Origin of the sequence: Pontibacter rugosus (genome assembly GCF_042678745.1) — a bacterium.
Lineage (GTDB): Bacteria > Bacteroidota > Bacteroidia > Cytophagales > Hymenobacteraceae > Pontibacter > Pontibacter rugosus.
On the sequence record NZ_JBHTLD010000088.1, the window covers coordinates 1 to 18,412 of the forward strand.

Sequence of the window (18,412 nt, forward strand, 5' to 3'; positions counted from 1 at the left end):
CTAGCCAATAAAACAAAAATCCCCGACTCTGGGAGCCGGGGATTTTTAGGAAATTAAATATTAATGTTATTCGTGAGGATTTACATAGGCTGGATCACCACCATCATCTTCTGGTTTATAGTTGGCTCTCAACTCTGCCAAGCCTTTTTTACCGTAAGCTAATCGCGTAATAACCACATAAAGCACTGGCACAACGAATATGGCCAGGAAAGTTGCAGCCAACATACCGCCAATTACAACCCATCCGATAGTTTGGCGGGATACTGCACCAGCACCAGAAGATAGTGCCAGCGGAACCACACCAAGTATAAAGGCAAGGGAAGTCATAATAATTGGCCGCAGACGCAGCTGTACTGCTTCGATAGTTGCCTCAATCAGCTCCATGCCCCTGTCTACGCGTTCCTTGGCAAATTCCACTATCAGAATGGCGTTTTTAGCAGCCAGACCAATCAGTGTGATCATACCTATTTGCGCATACACGTTGTTATCCAGTTTAGGTAAGAATGTAAGTGCCAGAATTGCGCCAAACATACCCAGCGGTATAGCAAACAAGATGGAGAACGGTACAGACCAGCTTTCATACAACGCTGCCAGTAATAAGAGTACAAGCAAAATAGAAAGTCCGAAAATATAAATCGTACTACTACCTGCTGCTAATTCCTCGCGGCTCAGGCCGGTAAACTCATAGCCGTAGCCTGCTGGTAAAACCTGCGCGGCTACCTCTTCCAGTGCCTGCAGGGCCTGGCCACTACTGTAACCAGGTGCTGCGCTACCATTTATTTCTACAGAACGGAACAGGTTGTAGTGTGAAATCACAGAAGCTCGTTCTTCAATTTCAGTTGTAACCAGCGCACTTAAAGGAACTGACTCGCCTTGTCTGTTCATCACATAATACTGGTTCAGGCTCTGCACATCCATTCTATAGGCTGTATCTGCCTGTGCTACCACTCTGAAGTTACGTCCGTAGCGGGTAAAGTCGTTTACATACCGGCTACCCATATACGTTGACATAGTAGCGTAGATATCAGATATGTTCACCCCAAGACGTTTAGCTTTCTCACGGTCAACCTCTACGTGATAGCCCGGCGTTTTAGCTGTAAAGAAGCTGTAAGCCATGGCAATTTCCGGACGCTGGTTGGCTGCTCCAAGGAACTGCCCCATTACCTGCTCCATCTGTTTCACATCGCCGGCCACTCGCTGCTGCAGCACAAAGCTGAAACCACCAGACTGGCCCAGACCAGGAATAGCAGGAGGAGCAACCACAATTACGTTTGCCTCTTTTAACGCGGCAAATTTTTGCTGTAGCGTAGCCATAACACCAGCAAGCTGGTCAGCCTCCTCAGTTCGCTCATCCCAAGGTTTCAATTGCAGGAAGAAAGTACCGCTGTTAGATTTAAAAGAGAAGTTAATCGCATTTAAACCTGAAATAGCCGTGTAATTTTTAACTGCAGGCACTGTTGACATTATCTCACCCATCTGGTTCAGAATTGCCTCTGTCCGGCTTTTAGAGGCTCCTTCAGGAAGCTCTACCGACACGAACAAGCGTCCTTCATCTTCAGTAGGAATAAAGCCAGATGGCTTTGCCGAGAACATACCAACCGTACCAACATAGATACAAACTAACAGGATCAGCACCAAAGGCGTAGCTTTTATACTTTTGCGCACACCTACAGAATAGGATTCCGTAGTTCTTGCAAACCAGTTGTTAAACTTGTAAAAGAACTTGTTGATGCCTCTTGAGTTCTTGTTAACATTCATTGGCTTCAGCATCAGCGAGCAAAGAGCCGGTGTCAGCGTTAATGCTACAAATGCAGAGATAAGCACAGAGATGGCAATAGTAATGGCAAACTGCTGATACAAACGACCAACTATACCAGGTATAAAACCAACAGGTATAAATACTGCTGCAAGTATAAGTGCAATCGCAATAACCGGTGCCGTAATATCTTTCATGGCCTTACGGGTTGCTTCCCGTGCTGATAGACGCTCATGGTCAATGTAATGCTGTACCGCTTCCACTACCACAATGGCATCATCCACTACAATACCAATAGAGAGTACAAACCCGAAGAGTGTAAGCGTGTTGATGGTGAAGCCCAGTGGTATGAAGAAAATAAACGTACCGATAATGGAAACAGGGATCGCCAGGATTGGCACCAACGTTGCACGCCAGCTTTGCAGGAACAGGAATACAACAATGATTACCAGAATAAGCGCTTCTATCAGTGTATGCACCACCTCATTGATCGATACCTGTACAACAGATATAGTTTCAAAGGATACAATATAGTCTACATCAGCAGGGAAAGATTGTTTTAGTTCTTCCAGTGCAGCGTAAAGTCCCTCCGCAGTTTCAAGTGCGTTACTTCCAGGAGCCTGGTAAATAAGCAACATAGTTGCCGGGTTACCATTGATGGTAGACGATCTGCCATAGTCAAACTGGCCAAACTCAATTCTGGCAACATCACGTAAGTAAACAATAGAACCATCAGCAGGGTTGGTACGGACAATAATATCACCGAACTCTTCCTGTGTCTGCAGACGACCCGTTACCGTTATCGGATACTGGAAAGCCTGTGTATTGTTTTGTGGCGCACCACCTACTGTACCAGCTGCTACCTGCACGTTCTGCTCCTGAATGGCAGCCGTAACTTCGTTTGCACCTATATTATACTGGGCAAGCTTATCAGGCTGCAGCCACAGGCGCATACTAAAATCCTGACCGATAGAAGTAATATCACCAATACCCGGCACACGCATCAAGGCATCTTTTACATAGATGTTGGTGTAGTTATCCAGATACTGCACATCGTGTGTGCCCTTAGGCGAATAGATACCTATTACCATCATGATACTAGGGTTACGCTTACGAACCGTTACACCTAATCGTCTCACTTCCTCTGGCAGGCTTGGCTCAGCAATACTGGCCCTGTTCTGCACATCAAGCGTGGCGATATCAATGTCAGTACCCACCTCAAACGTTACCGTCATGTTTAGCTGTCCGGTGCTGGTGTTGGTAGATGATATGTAAGCCATACCCGGCGTACCGTTGATCTGTGTCTCCACAGGCGTTGCAATGGTTTGCTCTACGGTCTGTGCATCTGCACCGGTATAGTTAGCAGTAACCGACACAGTAGGAGGGGATATATCAGGGTACTGCGTGACCGGCAAGTTCATCATGGCCAATACCCCCACCAGCACGATCACAATGGAGATCACGATGGAGGTTACTGGCCTTTTTATAAATACGTCTGAAATCATCTTTCTTTATAATTCTTTAGGTGATTCGTTTTTTTATTGCTTGGCTCCAGCTTGTGACTGAGCTGCCTGTGGCGCACCAACCTGTACTTTTGCGCCCTGGCGTAGTCTCTGTATGCCTTCCACAACAATCTGCTGCCCTTCCTGCAGGCCTTCGCGCACTACAATGTTAGCTCCGAACCTTGTTCCCAAGTCCACGTTTTGCTGCACTACAGAGTCTCCCTGTACCACATATACATAGTACTCACCTAATTGCTCAGTTACAGCTTTGAAAGGAATAACTTTCTGGTTTCCGATGTCCTGGTTCAATATGCGCAGGCTCACCGTCATGCCCGGTACAAGAGAGCGCTCTGGGTTAGGGAACTGTACGCGCACCGTAGTGGTACCTGATTGGCGGCCGATGGCTCTGTCGACTGTAATCAGTTTACCGTTGTGCGGGTAAACCTGACCATTGTTTAACAATAGCGTAAACAGAGAATCTGGTTGGCCTTTAGCATTACTGAGGAAGTTGGTAAAACGAGAAATCTCCTGCTCGTTTATAGCAAAATCAACAGCAATCGGGTCCATGGAAGATATCGTATTTAACAATGGCTGGCCAGGAGACACCTGCGCACCAACCCGTACCTGAGAAATACCAATAACTCCATCAAAAGGGGCATTGATAATAGAATAACCTAAATCTGTAGAGGCACTATTCACCTGCGCCTGTGCAGCCGCCACCTGAGCCTGCGCTGTCTGCACATCTGTTCTGGCATAATCAACTTGCTGTCTGGCAATAGCGTCGCGCTCAGCAAGCGTTTCGTAGCGCTCCAGGTCCTTCTGCACTCGTGCCAGATTTGCTTTTGTGCTCTGCAGGTTAGCCTGTGCCTGCTGGTAAGAAGCCTGATATTTGCTTCTGTCTATTTCATAAAGCTTCTGCCCCTTAGTTACGCGCTGCCCATCCTGCACATAAATGTTGGTGATATAGCCAGACACCTGCGGGCGCAGTTCAACTTCGTTCAAAGGCACTACAGTACTTGGGTAAGTATCTGTACCTGTCACGCTTTCTTCGCTCACCTTAACTGTATTCACTGGAACCGCCATAGCGGCTGGATTCATCTGCTGCTGACCAGCTTCTTCACCGCCGCAGGCAGTAAGTAAAACCGGGCTGATGATGGCTGCAAGTAGCCATGATGTATGTCGCTTCATACTTTTATCTTGTTTTGTATTAGTTGATATCTATATTTCCGATTGCTCTTTGGTAATCTAACTTACTAGCCATCAGATTAAACAGTGCATTATAATAATTGATTTGAGTGGTTCTCAACTCTGTTTCAGCCACAATCAAGTTGATGTAAGGTACAATCCCCTCATCATACTGAAGCTTGATGACATCATACACTTCCTGCGCCAGCTCTACGTTATTTCGCAGTGTGGTCCACTCGTAATAATCAGCTTTATAAGAAGCCAACGCCTCCTGGTACTCAGTATTGATAGCACGACGCGCTTCTTCCACCTCTACATCAAGCCGCTCCTGGCGTAGCTTTGCAATTTTCAGGTTCTGAATTCTTTTAGTACCCTGAAAAATAGGTAATGAAATCTGTAGTCCTGCACCAGAGGTAGGGTAGGCCTGGTTGTATAGATCAGCAAATTCGTTGTTAAAATACAGCCAGTTATAGTTTACATAAGCCGATACAGTTGGTAGCATACTCCACTTGTAATAGCTTTCGTTAAGCTTTAGAAGTTCGCGCTGCGTCTGTAGCTGCTGTAGCTCAATTCTGTTAGCGAAGTTCAGGATCTCTGTAGTATCTACCAGTACCAGCTGCTGCATAATGTTGTAGTCGTACTGCAGGTCTATTTCCTGCTCTACCGGAAAGCCCATAAGCTGCTTTAAATAAGCAGACTTAGCCTTTATGGCTTCCTGCGCGCGTTTAATATCACTACGGATATTGCCAAGGGTAATGGCCGCTCGTTGATAGTCAGTCTTATCTACCAAACCTACTTCATACCTGCTTTGTGCATCGCTATACTGCTTCTGCTGCCTTGCCAGGTTTTCGTTCAGGATCGTAAGCTGCTCTTTTGAAAGAAGGATATCATAATAGGCCTTACTTACCTCAACTACCGTATTAATTTTGGTATTGGTGATGTTCTGCTGAAGCTGCTCTTTTGTGAAACGAGAAGCTTTAGAAGCCAAAAGCAAATCGCTGCTATAAAGCGTTTGAGTTGCCTCCAGCAGCACATTAGAAGTATACTTTCTGCCTAAGGTTATCACTTGGTCACCAAAAGGCTGTTGCTGTAGTTTCAGGTTTTTAGTTCCGCCGTAATTGGCAGAGATCTGTGGAAACCAGCCAGCAAGGTTCACGTTAATTTCTCGCCTGCCTATTGCTTCATCCAGAAGGGCCTGCTCTACCTGTGCCCGGTTCTGAAGCGCGTAATCAACGCACTGCTCCAGGGTAAGTTGCTCAGGTGCAGCACCTGTATTGCCCTGTGCCCATACTAATGAAGGGCAAAGTAAGCAAGCCAGGAGAAGCAACCTTAGTCTTTTTAACATTTTCATAATCGGTTTATTTGCTCTTAATAGTTACCGGCACACCAGCCGGGTGAAATGATGGATTGATTTAGATGAAGTTTTACATAAAGCAGTGACTATAGTGTTTAAACATTGATAAAAATCAAAAAGTAAGTAAAAGCTGGATTAGTATACATTGCACGGATTACCTTGCAGCCATCCCATCCCATATAATCTCTCTGATTTGCTGTAATTCCTCATCGTTGATTTTAACATGCTGCAGCCTCATTATTTTTGCCGTTGTGATAACATTGCCTAAAACAAGTACGCTAAGAACTTCAGGGTTTACAGACCTGAGATAACCTTTACTAACACCCTCAGCTAAAAAATTAAAGAGATATGTCCTTATCTGGTCTTGGCAGCCATGGCCTATAATAGCATTGTAAGGGGAATTCACAAACTGCTCAAAGAACACCAACACATTCGGGTTGTTTCGATAAAACTCATACAGATTTACCCATAGGTTAAAGAACTTATCTTTATAAGACATCTCTGCTAACCCGCCCTGATGCAGTGCAAGAGTCGCTTTCTGCATGATGTATGAAAAAACCTCGCAAATCAGCTCATCTTTACTTTCAAAATAATGATATATGGTACCTGCTGCAACACCTGCTTTTTTCGCCACTAAACTCATAGGCGTGCCATGGAAGCCATGCTCTTTGATTAGCTCCAGCGTGGTTTCTAAAATGGCTTTCTTCTTTTCTGCTATCTGCTCCATCCTGTCTGATCACATTAAATGAATGTTCATTCGGTCGGCAAAGCTACAACGAAAAATCGGTTTACCAATATATTCTCTATATGATTGCTAAAGATTAGATACTGCTTTATCGTTAGGTGTAAAGCGATAAAATTGTAAAATGTTTTGTAAAAAGGGTGAAGCAGCTGGCGTAGCAGGTATAAAGACTTGAGAGAATGGCAGATTACCTGAATAGCAGACGCAGCAGGATTAAAACTTTTCCTACTCATGCAGCACTAGCACAGCTAAAAGGCAATAACTTAAGTTCCTAATATGCCAACTTCATATTAAGTCATACCCTAAAAAAGGGTGGTGTAAAACTTGACAAGGTTTAAGAGGTGTATTTACAAGATAACCGATACTATACAAGGGGTGCTTATAAAGCAGAAAAAAACGATTACAACCCAATATAAGAAAACCCCACTGCTGAATTTAGGAAGCACGACTTATATCAGAACTGTAAAGCATTAGTAGAGGGATGGCTGTACTACAACGAAGTTTCAAAGCAAGAGAGCACAGAATTTAAGTCTGTGCTCTCTTGGTTAGTTATGTATAGTAATTACTGTTCCTGCTATCACGTTAGCCAGCGTTTGCTTTTAAGACGCGTAGAAAATTACCTCCCAGTATTTTTTTTATATCTGCTTCGGTATATCCGCGTGCCACCAGTTCTTTAGTGATAACTGGAAAATCCTGGACACCATCTAACTGCTGTGGAGCAGATGTAATACCATCGAAATCAGAACCAAGTCCTACATAATCAACACCAACCAGTTTTACAATGTGGTCGATGTGGTCGATTAGAAGTGAAAGAGGAGGACGTATATTTTTAACCTCTGCCGGATATGCTTCTACTTGGTAATCCATCACTTTTTCACTGTCCCACCCCATTGCGGTAAGAGAATCACTTTCCTGCTTGTGAGCATCCTGAAAGTCTTTAATCCGCTTTCTGAAATTTGGATCAAGAAAGTCTGAAAAGAAGTTGAGGTGAATAACCCCGCCGTTCTTAGCCACTGCTTTTATCTGTTCGTCTGTCAGGTTACGAAAGTTGGGGTTAATGGCGTGCACACAGCTATGCGACACCAGCACCGGCTTTTTAGTTACCGTTATAGCGTCCCAGAAGGTTTTTTCCCCTACATGGCTCAGGTCAACCAACATGCCTAGCTTATTCATCCGGCGCACAATTTGCTTCCCCTGTTCATTCAGGCCTTTATCTGCTTCTTTCAGTTTACCTGAACCTTCATCCATGGACGAGGTAGCCCAGGGGGTGGAGTTGTTCCAGGTAAGAGTGAGGTAGCGGGCTCCGCGCTTGTGCAGCTGCTCCAGTTTCTTCAGGTCATTCTCGATCATGTGGCCACCTTCTACACCGATAAGGGCAGCCATTTTACCTTGTTGTGCAGCTTTTCTGATGTCTTTGGTATTGTACGCCATCATTAGCTGGTCAGGGTGCCGCTTCACAATTGCTTCCAGCGAGTCAATCTGTTGGATAGCATAATCAAACGTCCCTGTTTCATCGCTCCACACAGAGAAGATCTGCGCATCTACGCCACCTTCTTTAAAGCGGGCCAGATCAGAGTGGGTACGGCCACGGAGATCTTTGCTAATGTCCAGGCCCTTCATCACTGAAATCAGGATATCGTTGTGTGTATCTACTACAATGGCTTCATCATGTATTTTCTTGTAATCCTGTGCCTGTAAGGTGTGGCTGGCAAAATTTAGTCCAAGGGTGACAGTGAGGCCCAGCAGGAAATGTTTCTTTTTCATAGGAGAGGTTTACGTGGTGCTATCTATAAGGTAAAGCACTTAGAGGATGCAACAATAAAGCAAACTTTAACTCTTAAATATAATATTTTTAAATGAAGAATCAGAACGAATGTGTTGTAGAGGTATATGAAGAAACTTTACAGATCGGGCAGCTACAGGAACGTATGAATAGGAGTGAAGGAAACCGTTAGCCTTACCAAACAAAAAACGCCACAACCAGCTACATTGAAAAAGTAAAACAAAAAATCCCCACCCGGTACTCCGGGTGGGGATTTTTATACTTGCAGTTTTGATTAATTACCTGCCTCAGCTTTGTCCTTGTTCTTACGCTTCTTCTTTTTGTCTTTCTTTGAAGTCTCGCCTGAAGCTTTATGACGGGCATCTACCTGCGGTAAACCAGAGGTGTCATCCGTTACCAGCGTCATCTCATTAACCAGATGACCAGCACCGGCGAATTTATCTACGATAAACAGCATGTAGCGCGCATCTACTGAGATATTGCGCACCTGATCAGGGTTGTAGACGATATCACTCATGGTACCTTCCCAGTTACGGTCAAAGTTGGTACCGATCAACTGTCCATTGGCATTGATAACAGGAGAGCCTGAATTACCGCCTGTAGTATGGTTAGAAGCGATGAAAGCTACCGGCATCTCGCCGTTTACACCGTAGCGGCCGTAGTCTTTTTTCTCATACAACTCGCGCAGTTTTGCAGGAATGGCATAATCTTCAGCCGCACCAGAGGCCGCTTTTTCCATGATACCTTCCAGTGTAGTATAGTATTTATACTTCACGCCATCTACCGGCTCATACGGCTCCACTACGCCATAGGCAATACGCAAGGTAGAGTTTGCATCCGGATAAAAGCTCTTGTCTTGCTGCATCTCGCGCAAACCTGTCATATAAGTGCGGTACAGCAGGTTGAGGTTATCATTAACCGATGTGTAAGTTGGCAATACATTTACACGATAGTAATCTGCCACGCTGCTAGCCAGCACAAAGGCCGGATCGGTTTTGATTACATCTTTCCCAGCTTTTGCGTCTGCCAATAGCTTTTTAACGCCTGCTTCTGAGGCAAAGGCAGATTTACTGAATACATCATCCGCATACTTGCTGAAGTCGCCTTTATACTTCTCGCGCACCATCATAAACGCCTGTGGGTGCAGTTTTTGGTCTACGTTATTGTAGTACAAGCTAAGAAGGGCAGCAAACACCTTTTTGTCAGACGGCGCATTATAATCTTTGAAAAAATCAGCTGAATATTTCTCCAGTCGCTCCACCATCGCGTCGATGTCTTTTTGCGGTGCCTTTTGCACTACCATCTCTTGCAATTTGGTAAAGTTGTTGGCCAGTTTAATTATTTCTACTCCGTAAGCAGCTTCATTTATGTAATCACGTGAAATGGTGATACCGTCTAAGGCGTTGTAGTTCTTCTCAAAATCTGCCATTAGGTTGCCATACTTGCCTTTACGGGCAGGGTCAGCCGCTACCCAGGTGGCAAACTGCTTTTCTAGCTGCTGCTTTTCTTCGATGGCATTTGCTTTACGAATGCCACGGTTTTCCCCGATCCACTTTTTCCAGTAGTTGGCAATGCTTGCATACTTGGCTGCATACTTTATACGAACTGCGTCAGAAGCTTTCATGTCCTTATCCAGGATGTTCAGCTTGGTCTCTCGGATGTTTATTTTAGCCGGATTAGATACTTCGTAAATCTCTTTCACCGCCTGAGAAGTCAGGTACTCGTTAGTACGCCCCGGAAAACCAAACACCAACGTAAAGTCATTCTCCTGCACACCACTAAGTGATATAGGCAGGTGGTGCTTTGGCTTGTAAGGCTTGTTCTGAGGCGAGTATTCAGCCGGCTCGTTGTTTGGCCCTGCATACACCCGGAAAATCGAGAAGTCGCCGGTATGGCGTGGCCACATCCAGTTATCGGTGTCTCCACCAAACTTTCCAATAGAGGACGGCGGTGCGCCTACCAAACGTACATCTTTGAAAGTTTCGGTGATGTACATGTAATACTCGTTGCCATAGAAGTACGGTTTGATAACAGCATCATAGTGAGTACCTGCCGTAGCTTCTTTTCCTACCTTCGCCATATTACGCTGAATAACAGCCTCACGCGCAGCTTCGGTTTTAGCGCCTTCCGTGCCAGCCATAATCTGCTTGGTCACATCCTCCATCCGCACGATAAAGGTGGCAGTCAGGCCAGGGTTCGGAAGCTCCTGCTCACGGTTCATGGCCCAGAAGCCATCTGTCAGGTAATCATTCTCTACGGTGCTATGCTGTTGTACCTGCCCATAGCCGCAATGGTGGTTAGTAAGCAACAGGCCCTCTGGCGAAATCATCTCGCCTGTACAGAAGCCACCAAAAGAAACAATGGCATCTTTCAGGCTAGACTGGTTTACACTGTAAATGTCTTCGGCTGAAAGCTTCATGCCTTTCTTCTGCATTTCTGCTTCGTTTAACTGCTTTAGTAGCAATGGCAGCCACATGCCTTCGTCAGGACGGGCTGTTGTAATGCCAATGCTCAGGAATGCAGCCGCAAAAAAGGATAATATGCGTTTGCTGATCATGAATTAGTTTTTTTGATAAAATTTTTAGCGCTTGAAGTTAGCTAATTAATCCAGCAGGAACAATTTCAGTACCAAGACTGCTTTGGCAATCAAGTAAACTGTAGCTGCTGTTCAGGCTTTCTAAAAAATTGAGGGATAGTAGCCTTACCTGTAATAGCTGGTTTACAGATTTTTTAAAAGCTATCTCTGGTATACTTATCAGAGCTTGTTTGAATTTCATTTTTGCAAGCGAAAGCTGAATGGAAAGGGTTCTGGCAAAGCGGTTATAGAGCTTTATAGCAGCGCTATGTGCGGAGAAAAGGGTGAATCCAGGTTCCTTTACAGGCTTTTGCAGCGCAAAGTATAAATTTTAAACATCCTCTCATTAAGATATAGACAAACAAACTGTATAGCTGGTTATAAGTGCATAAAAAAAGCACCCTATTTTTAGGATGCTTCTCTATACTTACTTTTTAAACAGCTCTAGCTGCTGCTACAATTTATCAGTTAAAAGCGGCCAATGTGATCAAAGCTGGTGTGCGCTTCCCATTCTTTAAACTTGGTTAGCTCTTTCATGAAGGCATCAATAAACCAAGCCATAAGACTAATATCATCAAGCAGGCCAAGCGCAGGTATAAAGTCAGGAATTAAATCAAGGGGAGACACCAGGTAAAGCAATACCGCAATGCCCAGTCCTATAGACTTTTTAGAAACGTCTCTGTAATCGCCGCTGATATAAGCTCTAACCAAACGTATAAACGTCTGCATAAATCCCTTTACCTGTTCAAAGCCGCTTTCCTTGTTATCTACATCTACTAGTTTACCATAGGCTGTAGTGAGTAACAGGCCGAGCTTGAATGGTTTGCCTAATAGCCCTCCGGCTTTACCAGTAAATTTATTGAAGATTGGGTTTTGAGAAATTGTAGCACCTTTCTTTATCCAGTCGTTCAGCATATATTTTTTCTTTGATGTTCAGTTATACTTCTGTACGTGTATCTGAGCGTTAAGGCTGCCTCAGCTACAAAGCTCATGATTACTGCAGCAAATATATGAAAATAAATATGCCTGTACCTCTTGGTTACTTCACTAATCATTCATAAAATTGATATGATTTTACCTGTAAATAATACAAGCTGTTTTTCAACTAATTTACGCTACATGAGGCTGCTTAAAATTGTTTTATTAGCGCTTGTTGCTTTATCGGCTGCTGGGTATGGCGCCACCTTCTTTTTACCGACAGCTTTTGAGGTAGAAAGAAGTATATACCTGCAACACAGTCCTGAGGAAGTATACCGATACTTAAATAACCCGACGGAGTGGCCCAACTGGAGCGCTGTAAATAAACAGACCGACCCAACAGTAATTCACCTTTACGGAGGATCTTTTGAAGGGAAAGGGGCACGGCTGCAGTGGAGTGGTGATAAATTAGGAAACGGACAGGTGGTGCTTACAGAAAGTATAAATCCTAGTAGTATTACGTATCTGCAATCGCTGCAGGATGTTGCTGATAGTGTACAAGGTTTTTTTACAATTGCTCCGGAACGGGGGGGCACACAGCTTGTCTGGAAGCAGAAAACTGTGGTAGCAGCTACACCATTAGCAAAGCTGCAGGGCGTACTGCTTAAGTATAAAATGGAGCAGGAGCAAGACATGGGCTTGCTTGGCCTCAAAACATTGCTTGAGAACCAACCTAAAAAGAGAGCATCTAAAGTATAAAGATATGCCTACAACCATTAACAGACCTGGTGCTGAAGAATATCCTTCAACTTATCAAGGCTACTTAGATTATCTGCCTGAGGGGGAGGTTCTTTACCTACTCGAAAAGCAGTCGGCTGATTTGCGCCACATGTTCAAAAACATTTCTGAAGAACGAGCCGAAGAAGCCTACGCGGTAGGCAAGTGGACTATGAAAGAACTTCTACAGCACCTGATCGATGCAGAGCGTATCTTCGGATACCGTGCGCTATGCTTTAGCCGTGCCGAACAAGCTGACTTACCTGGTTGGGATGAAAACCGCTATGTCTATAATTCACTGGCTAACATACGCCCCCTGGTGCAGCTACTGGATGAGTATGAGCTAGCACGGCGAAGCAACCTGGCCATGTTCAGGAGCTTTACAGCAGAAATGCTTAGCAGCTATGGTGTGGCAAACGGGAACAGCATGACGGTGAGAGGACTCATACATGTATTGGCCGCCCATGAACTTCATCACATAAAAATATTAGAAGAACGCTACCTGAAGCGGAAATAAAATTAGCAGTTATTTTGAATTTAAATTTGAGGGCCGCAGCATACGTATGCTCCGGCCCTCAAATTTATACATAAGGCCATACTTTGTTTAACCTGTTGATGATCAAGTATAGCTTTGTTGTTCTATAGGAATTGATTTATTTTCCTTCCTGGTTTTGACTTTCTGCTTGTTAACTTCTGTCCTACAAAAGCTCGTTTGCAAGATTTGCCAGTTCAGACCGTTCCCCTTTTTGTAAGGTGATATGTGCATAGAGCGGGTGGTTCTTTGCTCTATCAATCAAATAGGAGAGGCCATTACTTTGAGAGTCGAGGTATGGTGTATCTATCTGATAAATATCACCTGTAAAAATAATTTTTGTATTCTCTCCTGCACGTGAGATGATTGTTTTTACTTCATGCGGCGTAAGGTTCTGAGCCTCATCCACTATAAAGATAATGTTAGATAAACTACGGCCCCGGATATAAGCTAAAGGCGTAATCACTAGCTTTTCCAGCTCTACCATATCGCGGAGCTTTTGATATTCTTTACTTGTCTCGGCAAACTGGTTCTGAATATACTTCAGGTTGTCCCAGAGCGGCTCCATGTAAGGGTTCAGTTTAGATTTGATATCTCCGGGCAAGTAGCCGATGTCTTTGTTGCTTAGCGGCACTACCGGCCGGGCCAGGTATACTTGCTTGTACTCACGGCGCTGCTCTACTGCACTTGCCAGTGCTAAAAGAGTTTTACCAGTACCAGCCACACCCTGTATACTTACTAGCTTTATTTGCGGATTGAGCAGGGCATGCAGGGCAAAGGCTTGCTCAGCGTTACGTGGTTTAACTCCATACGCCGTATGTTTATCTACACGTTCTATCTGCTTTTCAGCTGAATTATAATATGCAAGTATAGAGCTCTTAAAGCTTTTAAGTATAAAAAAGTGATTATCAGCTGGCACCGACGTCAACACTTTATCCGGCTCGCATGTGCCATGTTCATACAGCTCATTTATGACGTTGGCAGGCACATCTTCAATGGTGTCATTACCTGTATAAAGACCGGCTACATCCTGTATCTTGCCTGTCTCATAATCCTCTGATGTGATATTTAAGGCGCGGGCCTTCAGCCGCAGGTTAATGTCTTTGGTTACCAGCACAACTTTATTGTCTGGCATCTGCTCCTGTAGCTGCAGTGCGGAGTTCAGAATACGATGATCGTTTTTGTCTCCAAAGATGTGTGTTGCATCAGCCCCTTCGGTTTCATAGTTCATCAGCACTTTAAAGTTGCCTTTGTTCTTACCGTTCAAGGGTAGCCATTCTTGCAACTTATGCTCTGCTGACAGCTTATCAATAAACCGTATAAACTCGCGTGCCTCAAAGTTTTTGATGTCGTTGCCTTTCTTAAAGTTATCTAGTTCCTCTAGTACAGTGATAGGAATAGCTACATCATGCTCCTGGAAATTCTGCACGGCGCTATGGTCGTAAAGAATCACCGATGTGTCAAGTACAAAGACTTTCTTTTGGTTGACTTCTGAAGATTTTCCTTTGCCGTTAGAAGGTTTGACAGCTTTAGTGGTGGCTGATCTACTGCTCTTGCTACGGGTGGATGTAGCCACAGTAGCAGTCTCTTTGGTTGCATTCGCCATAGATGGATGGATTAGGGTGAAACCATGGTAAGCATGTGCAGCTGAAAGAAAAAAGGGTGCAGCGGCAAACGCTGTTTTTCTTATACTTACGTCATAATCTAAGGCATGGGTGTAGTGTAAAGCAGCTGAGAAAGAAGAACTGTGACACCTGTGTTAAATTAATATTAACTGCCATCCTTATCGTGCTGATTAAGAATATATTAAGCTATGAAATAGACAGAAAATAAAAATTCATATTGTCTGATATATTTCAGGCTTCACTTTCTTCTGCTTTTATTTCTGAACCTAAACGAGGGTGGTTCAGAAATAAGAGTTAGGCTAAGGTATAATAGTCTTCTTTTTCTTTATCGTGCAGCAGAAGGTAACCGTGAATCACGAGTTTTACCAATGTTCTGTAGGCTCGGCGCTCTGATAAATTCGAAAGCTTCATGTACTGTTTTAACGTGATCCGTGGGTGTAGCTGTAAGTAGTCCAGCACAGCTGTTTCGTGCCGTTCGAGGGGCAGGGGTTCAAACTGCGATGGGGCCTGTTCCATGGTTTTGTTCACCATTTTACTCGTTTGCACGCTGGTGTCCTTCACCCGTACAAAACCTCGCCAGTCGTCTTCTTTCACCTTTGCAAAGTGAGGCTTTTGGCTACTCTCCGGCACTGTCACTTTAAGCACTATCCTGTCTTCCTGCTCTATTTCCTCATAAAGCACCAGCACAGGCGGGACGCAGTAAAAACCGGCAGCCAGATCCAGCGAATGCTTTTCTTCTTCGGGGTCAATGCCACTGATGTACCCGTTGTCTTTCACGCCGACAAGTATGGTGCCGCCGCGCGTATTGGCAAACGACACAAGCGTTCGGGCTATTTTTTCAGGTTTTGTCACCCGTTGTTTAAAATCTACTGTATCATTCTCTCCCTCAAAAATCAAACGCTGTAGTTCATCCATAATGATATAGCATGTAGGTGTGCTGAGGCTGGAGCTGACTAGCTACTGCTAGCACCTGCCTCTATACAGGTACAATATACTTAAATGATCAGCTTGTACCAGAGTAGTAAAAACAAAAAGCGAGCTGTTGAGGCTCGCTTTTATATAAAAGAGATATTGATTCAGATTAGAATGGCAAATCATTATCAGCATCGCTGCTGTAGAAGGAAGGGGCATCTTGTTGTGCTGCCGCCGGTGCTCCAGCCTGTCCAGCCGCTGCGGGCTCCATTCTCCAGGCTTGTAGGTTTGTAAAGTATAAAGTTTGTCCGTTCTTATTGAAAGGCTTGCCAGTAAGGTTGAAGGTAACTTTCACCTCGTCGCCATTCTTGTAAGAGTCTAACAGGCTGCACTTGTCCTGCGTTAGCTGGAACTTTACATACTGTGTGTAAGAGCCATCCGGAATCTCCAGCACAAACTCGCGCTTTTTGAATTTGTCACTAACTTGTTGCTCTTCAAAGATCTCGTACAGCTTCCCTTGGATATCAAAAGACATAATAAATGAATTTAGAATAGATATATTTACTAAGAACAAAGATAACGCTTTTTCCCCGGATTTGGGTCCAGTTAAACAGCTTTGTACTTTCAAATTAGAAGAAAAAACGATCCCTTAAAACAGCGAATCTCTTGTGAGCGTACAGGGGGAGCAACCCTAATGTCATAAACACCCTATGGAAAACATTGCTATAGCCCTACACGGAGGAGCCGGAACCATTCAACAGGAATCCTTGACACCAGCACAGGATAAAGCCTACCGAAATGCTTTGAGAACTGCCATAGACAGAGGCCATTCTATACTGGCAGAAGGAGGTTCTGCACTGGATGCCGTGGAGCTGGCTGTGACAATACTAGAAGATTCTCCGCTTTTTAACGCGGGCAGAGGCGCTGTTTTCACTAAAGAAGGGAAGCACGAAATGGACGCCGCCATCATGTGCGGCCGTACACTGGAAGCAGGTGCAGTCGCGGGTGTCAGAAACGTAAAGAATCCAATTATCCTTTCCCGGTCCATTTTAACTAATTCAGACCATGTAATGCTCAGCGGCTATGGAGCGGAGGAATTTGCGCTAAACCACGGAATTGCGCTTGCGCCAGAATCGTATTTTTTTGATAAGCTGCGGTATGAGCAATGGAGCGAGGTGAGGGATTCAAACATTTACCAGCTGGATCACACTGTGCACCATGATGAAAAGTTTGGCACTGTGGGTGCCGTTGCCTTAGATGCCGCAGGAAACGTGGCTGCTGCCACCTCTACGGGCGGCATGACCAACAAACGCTATAACCGCATTGGTGATTCTCCTATCATAGGATCTGGAACCTATGCCAATAACAACACCTGCGCCGTTTCATGCACGGGCCATGGCGAGTATTTTATGCGTGCCGTAGTTGCTTACGATATCTCTTGCCTGATAGAGTACAAGGGGCTTACGCTACAGCAGGCTTGTGATGAAGTTGTCATGAAGAAACTGGTGAAATTTGGTGGAGAGGGCGGTCTGGTTGCTCTTGCCCCAAACGGCGATATTGCTATGCCTTTCAATTCGGAAGGCATGTACCGGGCTATGAAAAAAGGCAGCCAGACAACTTACGTGGCTATTTACAAAGAAGATTAAAAACCTATCCAGTTAATAAAGGAATAGGAGGAGCAACTCCTAAAGCTTATTCAGCAGGAAGTAAGGTAGCATGGCGGTATGCTTCCTCGCTTCGATAAAATGTTCTGGTGTTGATATCGTAGATGTTTCCTTTTGCCAGCACATGCATAATCATATTATCTATAGCTACCGGCCTTCCTTTTTCTATTTCCTTTATGTTTGTATACTTCACATCATAGCCGTCTGCAATCACCACCAGGTTTGACCCTATGGTTTCCACTTTATGTCCTTCCGTTATTAGCACGCCAGTATCCTCACCCAAGCCGATGCCAATGGTATTGGGGTAAGTAACAACGGCCTCCATCAAACGTCCGAAGCGGCCTCTCTTAACGAAGTGTGTGTCGATAACAACACCGTCTAGCAGATTTAAGCCTGTACCCATTTTCACAGCCCCTCGCAGCAGCGACTCCGGTGCACTTCCTCCTTTTATCATAGCTTTACTCATGGCCATTGCCCCCGCACTTGTGCCAGCTATTACAAAGGGCTCATCCATGTAGCGTTGTTTTATGATTTCCAACAGCTGTGTATTCTGAAACATCCTGATTATCCGCGACTGGTCTCCTCCGCTAAACATGACGCCGTCACACACATTTATTCTTTGTATGTATTCTGAAAGTAGCGCATCTTCTTCTGTCTTAATGTGCATCAGTCTGACATCCTCCACTCCAAGTATGCTGAAGGCACTTATATACCGTTCTCCAACTTCTTCCGGAATCATGGAGGCAGTAGTAATTACTTCTATGTGCGGTTTTTTAGCGGGAACCTCTTTCAGGAAACGCTTCAGAATTCCTAACTCAAAAAAATCGAGGTAATATTTCTTCTTGGTTCTGGGGTTGGGGTAGGTTCCTTTATCCTCGTTACCTCCAACTGCTATAAGTTTTCCTTTTGGTATATCCACGGGTGTCAGCAGAGAATTTTTAAAAGTGATACAACATCAGCGCTTATAAATCATGTAGAATCACTAAGCACCAAGTATGATTACCCATTTTCAAATAATTCGTTTCATAATCAACCTGTAGCTTTAAAAGAGAGATAGTAAACAGGGATGATATTACATGCTTTATAT

Annotated in this window: 14 protein-coding genes; 3 read left to right on the plus strand and 11 right to left on the minus strand. The window is 44.5% G+C overall.

The features are described 5' to 3' along the window. Nucleotides 1-66: 66 nt before the first annotated feature. From ACFQ2O_RS10895 to ACFQ2O_RS10925, 7 genes are all read right to left on the minus strand, one after another. Complete coding sequence (locus tag ACFQ2O_RS10895) at nucleotides 67-3,261, minus strand: efflux RND transporter permease subunit (RefSeq protein ID WP_377527225.1); 3,195 nt, start codon at nucleotides 3,259-3,261, stop codon at nucleotides 67-69. Between the two features lie 33 nt (nucleotides 3,262-3,294). Continuing rightward, nucleotides 3,295-4,446 (minus strand): efflux RND transporter periplasmic adaptor subunit, encoded by a 1,152-nt coding sequence (locus tag ACFQ2O_RS10900; protein WP_377527227.1) that lies wholly within the window; start codon nucleotides 4,444-4,446, stop codon nucleotides 3,295-3,297. Nucleotides 4,447-4,465: 19 nt separating this feature from the next. Next, a complete protein-coding gene (locus ACFQ2O_RS10905; protein WP_377527229.1) occupies nucleotides 4,466-5,794 on the minus strand; it encodes a TolC family protein in 1,329 nt (442 codons plus the stop codon). A gap of 157 nt (nucleotides 5,795-5,951) precedes the next feature. Continuing rightward, the gene (locus tag ACFQ2O_RS10910; protein WP_377527231.1) at nucleotides 5,952-6,524 is read right to left on the minus strand and encodes a TetR/AcrR family transcriptional regulator; all 573 of its coding nucleotides are present in this window, start codon (nucleotides 6,522-6,524) and stop codon (nucleotides 5,952-5,954) included. Between the two features lie 597 nt (nucleotides 6,525-7,121). Next, nucleotides 7,122-8,303 carry a membrane dipeptidase gene (locus ACFQ2O_RS10915; RefSeq protein ID WP_377527234.1) on the minus strand — a complete coding sequence of 394 codons (1,182 nt, stop codon included), beginning with the start codon at nucleotides 8,301-8,303 and terminating at the stop codon, nucleotides 7,122-7,124. A 293-nt stretch (nucleotides 8,304-8,596) separates the two neighbouring features. Next, complete coding sequence (locus ACFQ2O_RS10920) at nucleotides 8,597-10,879, minus strand: S46 family peptidase (protein ID WP_377527236.1); 2,283 nt, start codon at nucleotides 10,877-10,879, stop codon at nucleotides 8,597-8,599. Between the two features lie 486 nt (nucleotides 10,880-11,365). Further along, nucleotides 11,366-11,812: a YkvA family protein gene (locus ACFQ2O_RS10925; RefSeq protein ID WP_377527238.1), complete on the minus strand. Its 447-nt coding sequence runs from the start codon at nucleotides 11,810-11,812 to the stop codon at nucleotides 11,366-11,368. Between the two features lie 204 nt (nucleotides 11,813-12,016). Here ACFQ2O_RS10925 and ACFQ2O_RS10930 point away from each other — a divergent pair, with 204 nt between their 5' ends. Both ACFQ2O_RS10930 and ACFQ2O_RS10935 read left to right on the plus strand, forming a co-directional pair. Continuing rightward, nucleotides 12,017-12,574: an SRPBCC family protein gene (locus ACFQ2O_RS10930; RefSeq protein ID WP_377527240.1), complete on the plus strand. Its 558-nt coding sequence runs from the start codon at nucleotides 12,017-12,019 to the stop codon at nucleotides 12,572-12,574. A gap of 4 nt (nucleotides 12,575-12,578) precedes the next feature. After that, nucleotides 12,579-13,109 carry a DinB family protein gene (locus ACFQ2O_RS10935; protein ID WP_377527242.1) on the plus strand — a complete coding sequence of 177 codons (531 nt, stop codon included), beginning with the start codon at nucleotides 12,579-12,581 and terminating at the stop codon, nucleotides 13,107-13,109. A gap of 181 nt (nucleotides 13,110-13,290) precedes the next feature. Here ACFQ2O_RS10935 and ACFQ2O_RS10940 read toward each other — a convergent pair whose 3' ends face one another. The 3 genes from ACFQ2O_RS10940 to ACFQ2O_RS10950 form a co-directional block, all read right to left on the minus strand. Then, a complete protein-coding gene (locus ACFQ2O_RS10940; RefSeq protein WP_377527245.1) occupies nucleotides 13,291-14,730 on the minus strand; it encodes a PhoH family protein in 1,440 nt (479 codons plus the stop codon). Nucleotides 14,731-15,043: 313 nt separating this feature from the next. After that, entirely contained in the window at nucleotides 15,044-15,664 is a 621-nt protein-coding gene (locus ACFQ2O_RS10945) for an AlbA family DNA-binding domain-containing protein (protein WP_377527247.1), read from the minus strand. 166 nt (nucleotides 15,665-15,830) lie between these two features. After that, entirely contained in the window at nucleotides 15,831-16,196 is a 366-nt protein-coding gene (locus ACFQ2O_RS10950) for a DUF3127 domain-containing protein (RefSeq protein WP_377527249.1), read from the minus strand. 175 nt (nucleotides 16,197-16,371) lie between these two features. On the opposite strand from ACFQ2O_RS10950, the gene ACFQ2O_RS10955 reads away from it, so the two are divergent. Further along, complete coding sequence (locus ACFQ2O_RS10955) at nucleotides 16,372-17,307, plus strand: isoaspartyl peptidase/L-asparaginase family protein (protein ID WP_377527251.1); 936 nt, start codon at nucleotides 16,372-16,374, stop codon at nucleotides 17,305-17,307. A gap of 46 nt (nucleotides 17,308-17,353) precedes the next feature. On the opposite strand, the gene ACFQ2O_RS10960 is transcribed toward ACFQ2O_RS10955, so the two are convergent. Further along, the gene (locus ACFQ2O_RS10960) at nucleotides 17,354-18,244 is read right to left on the minus strand and encodes a cyanophycinase (protein ID WP_377527254.1); all 891 of its coding nucleotides are present in this window, start codon (nucleotides 18,242-18,244) and stop codon (nucleotides 17,354-17,356) included. Nucleotides 18,245-18,412: the final 168 nt, after the last annotated feature.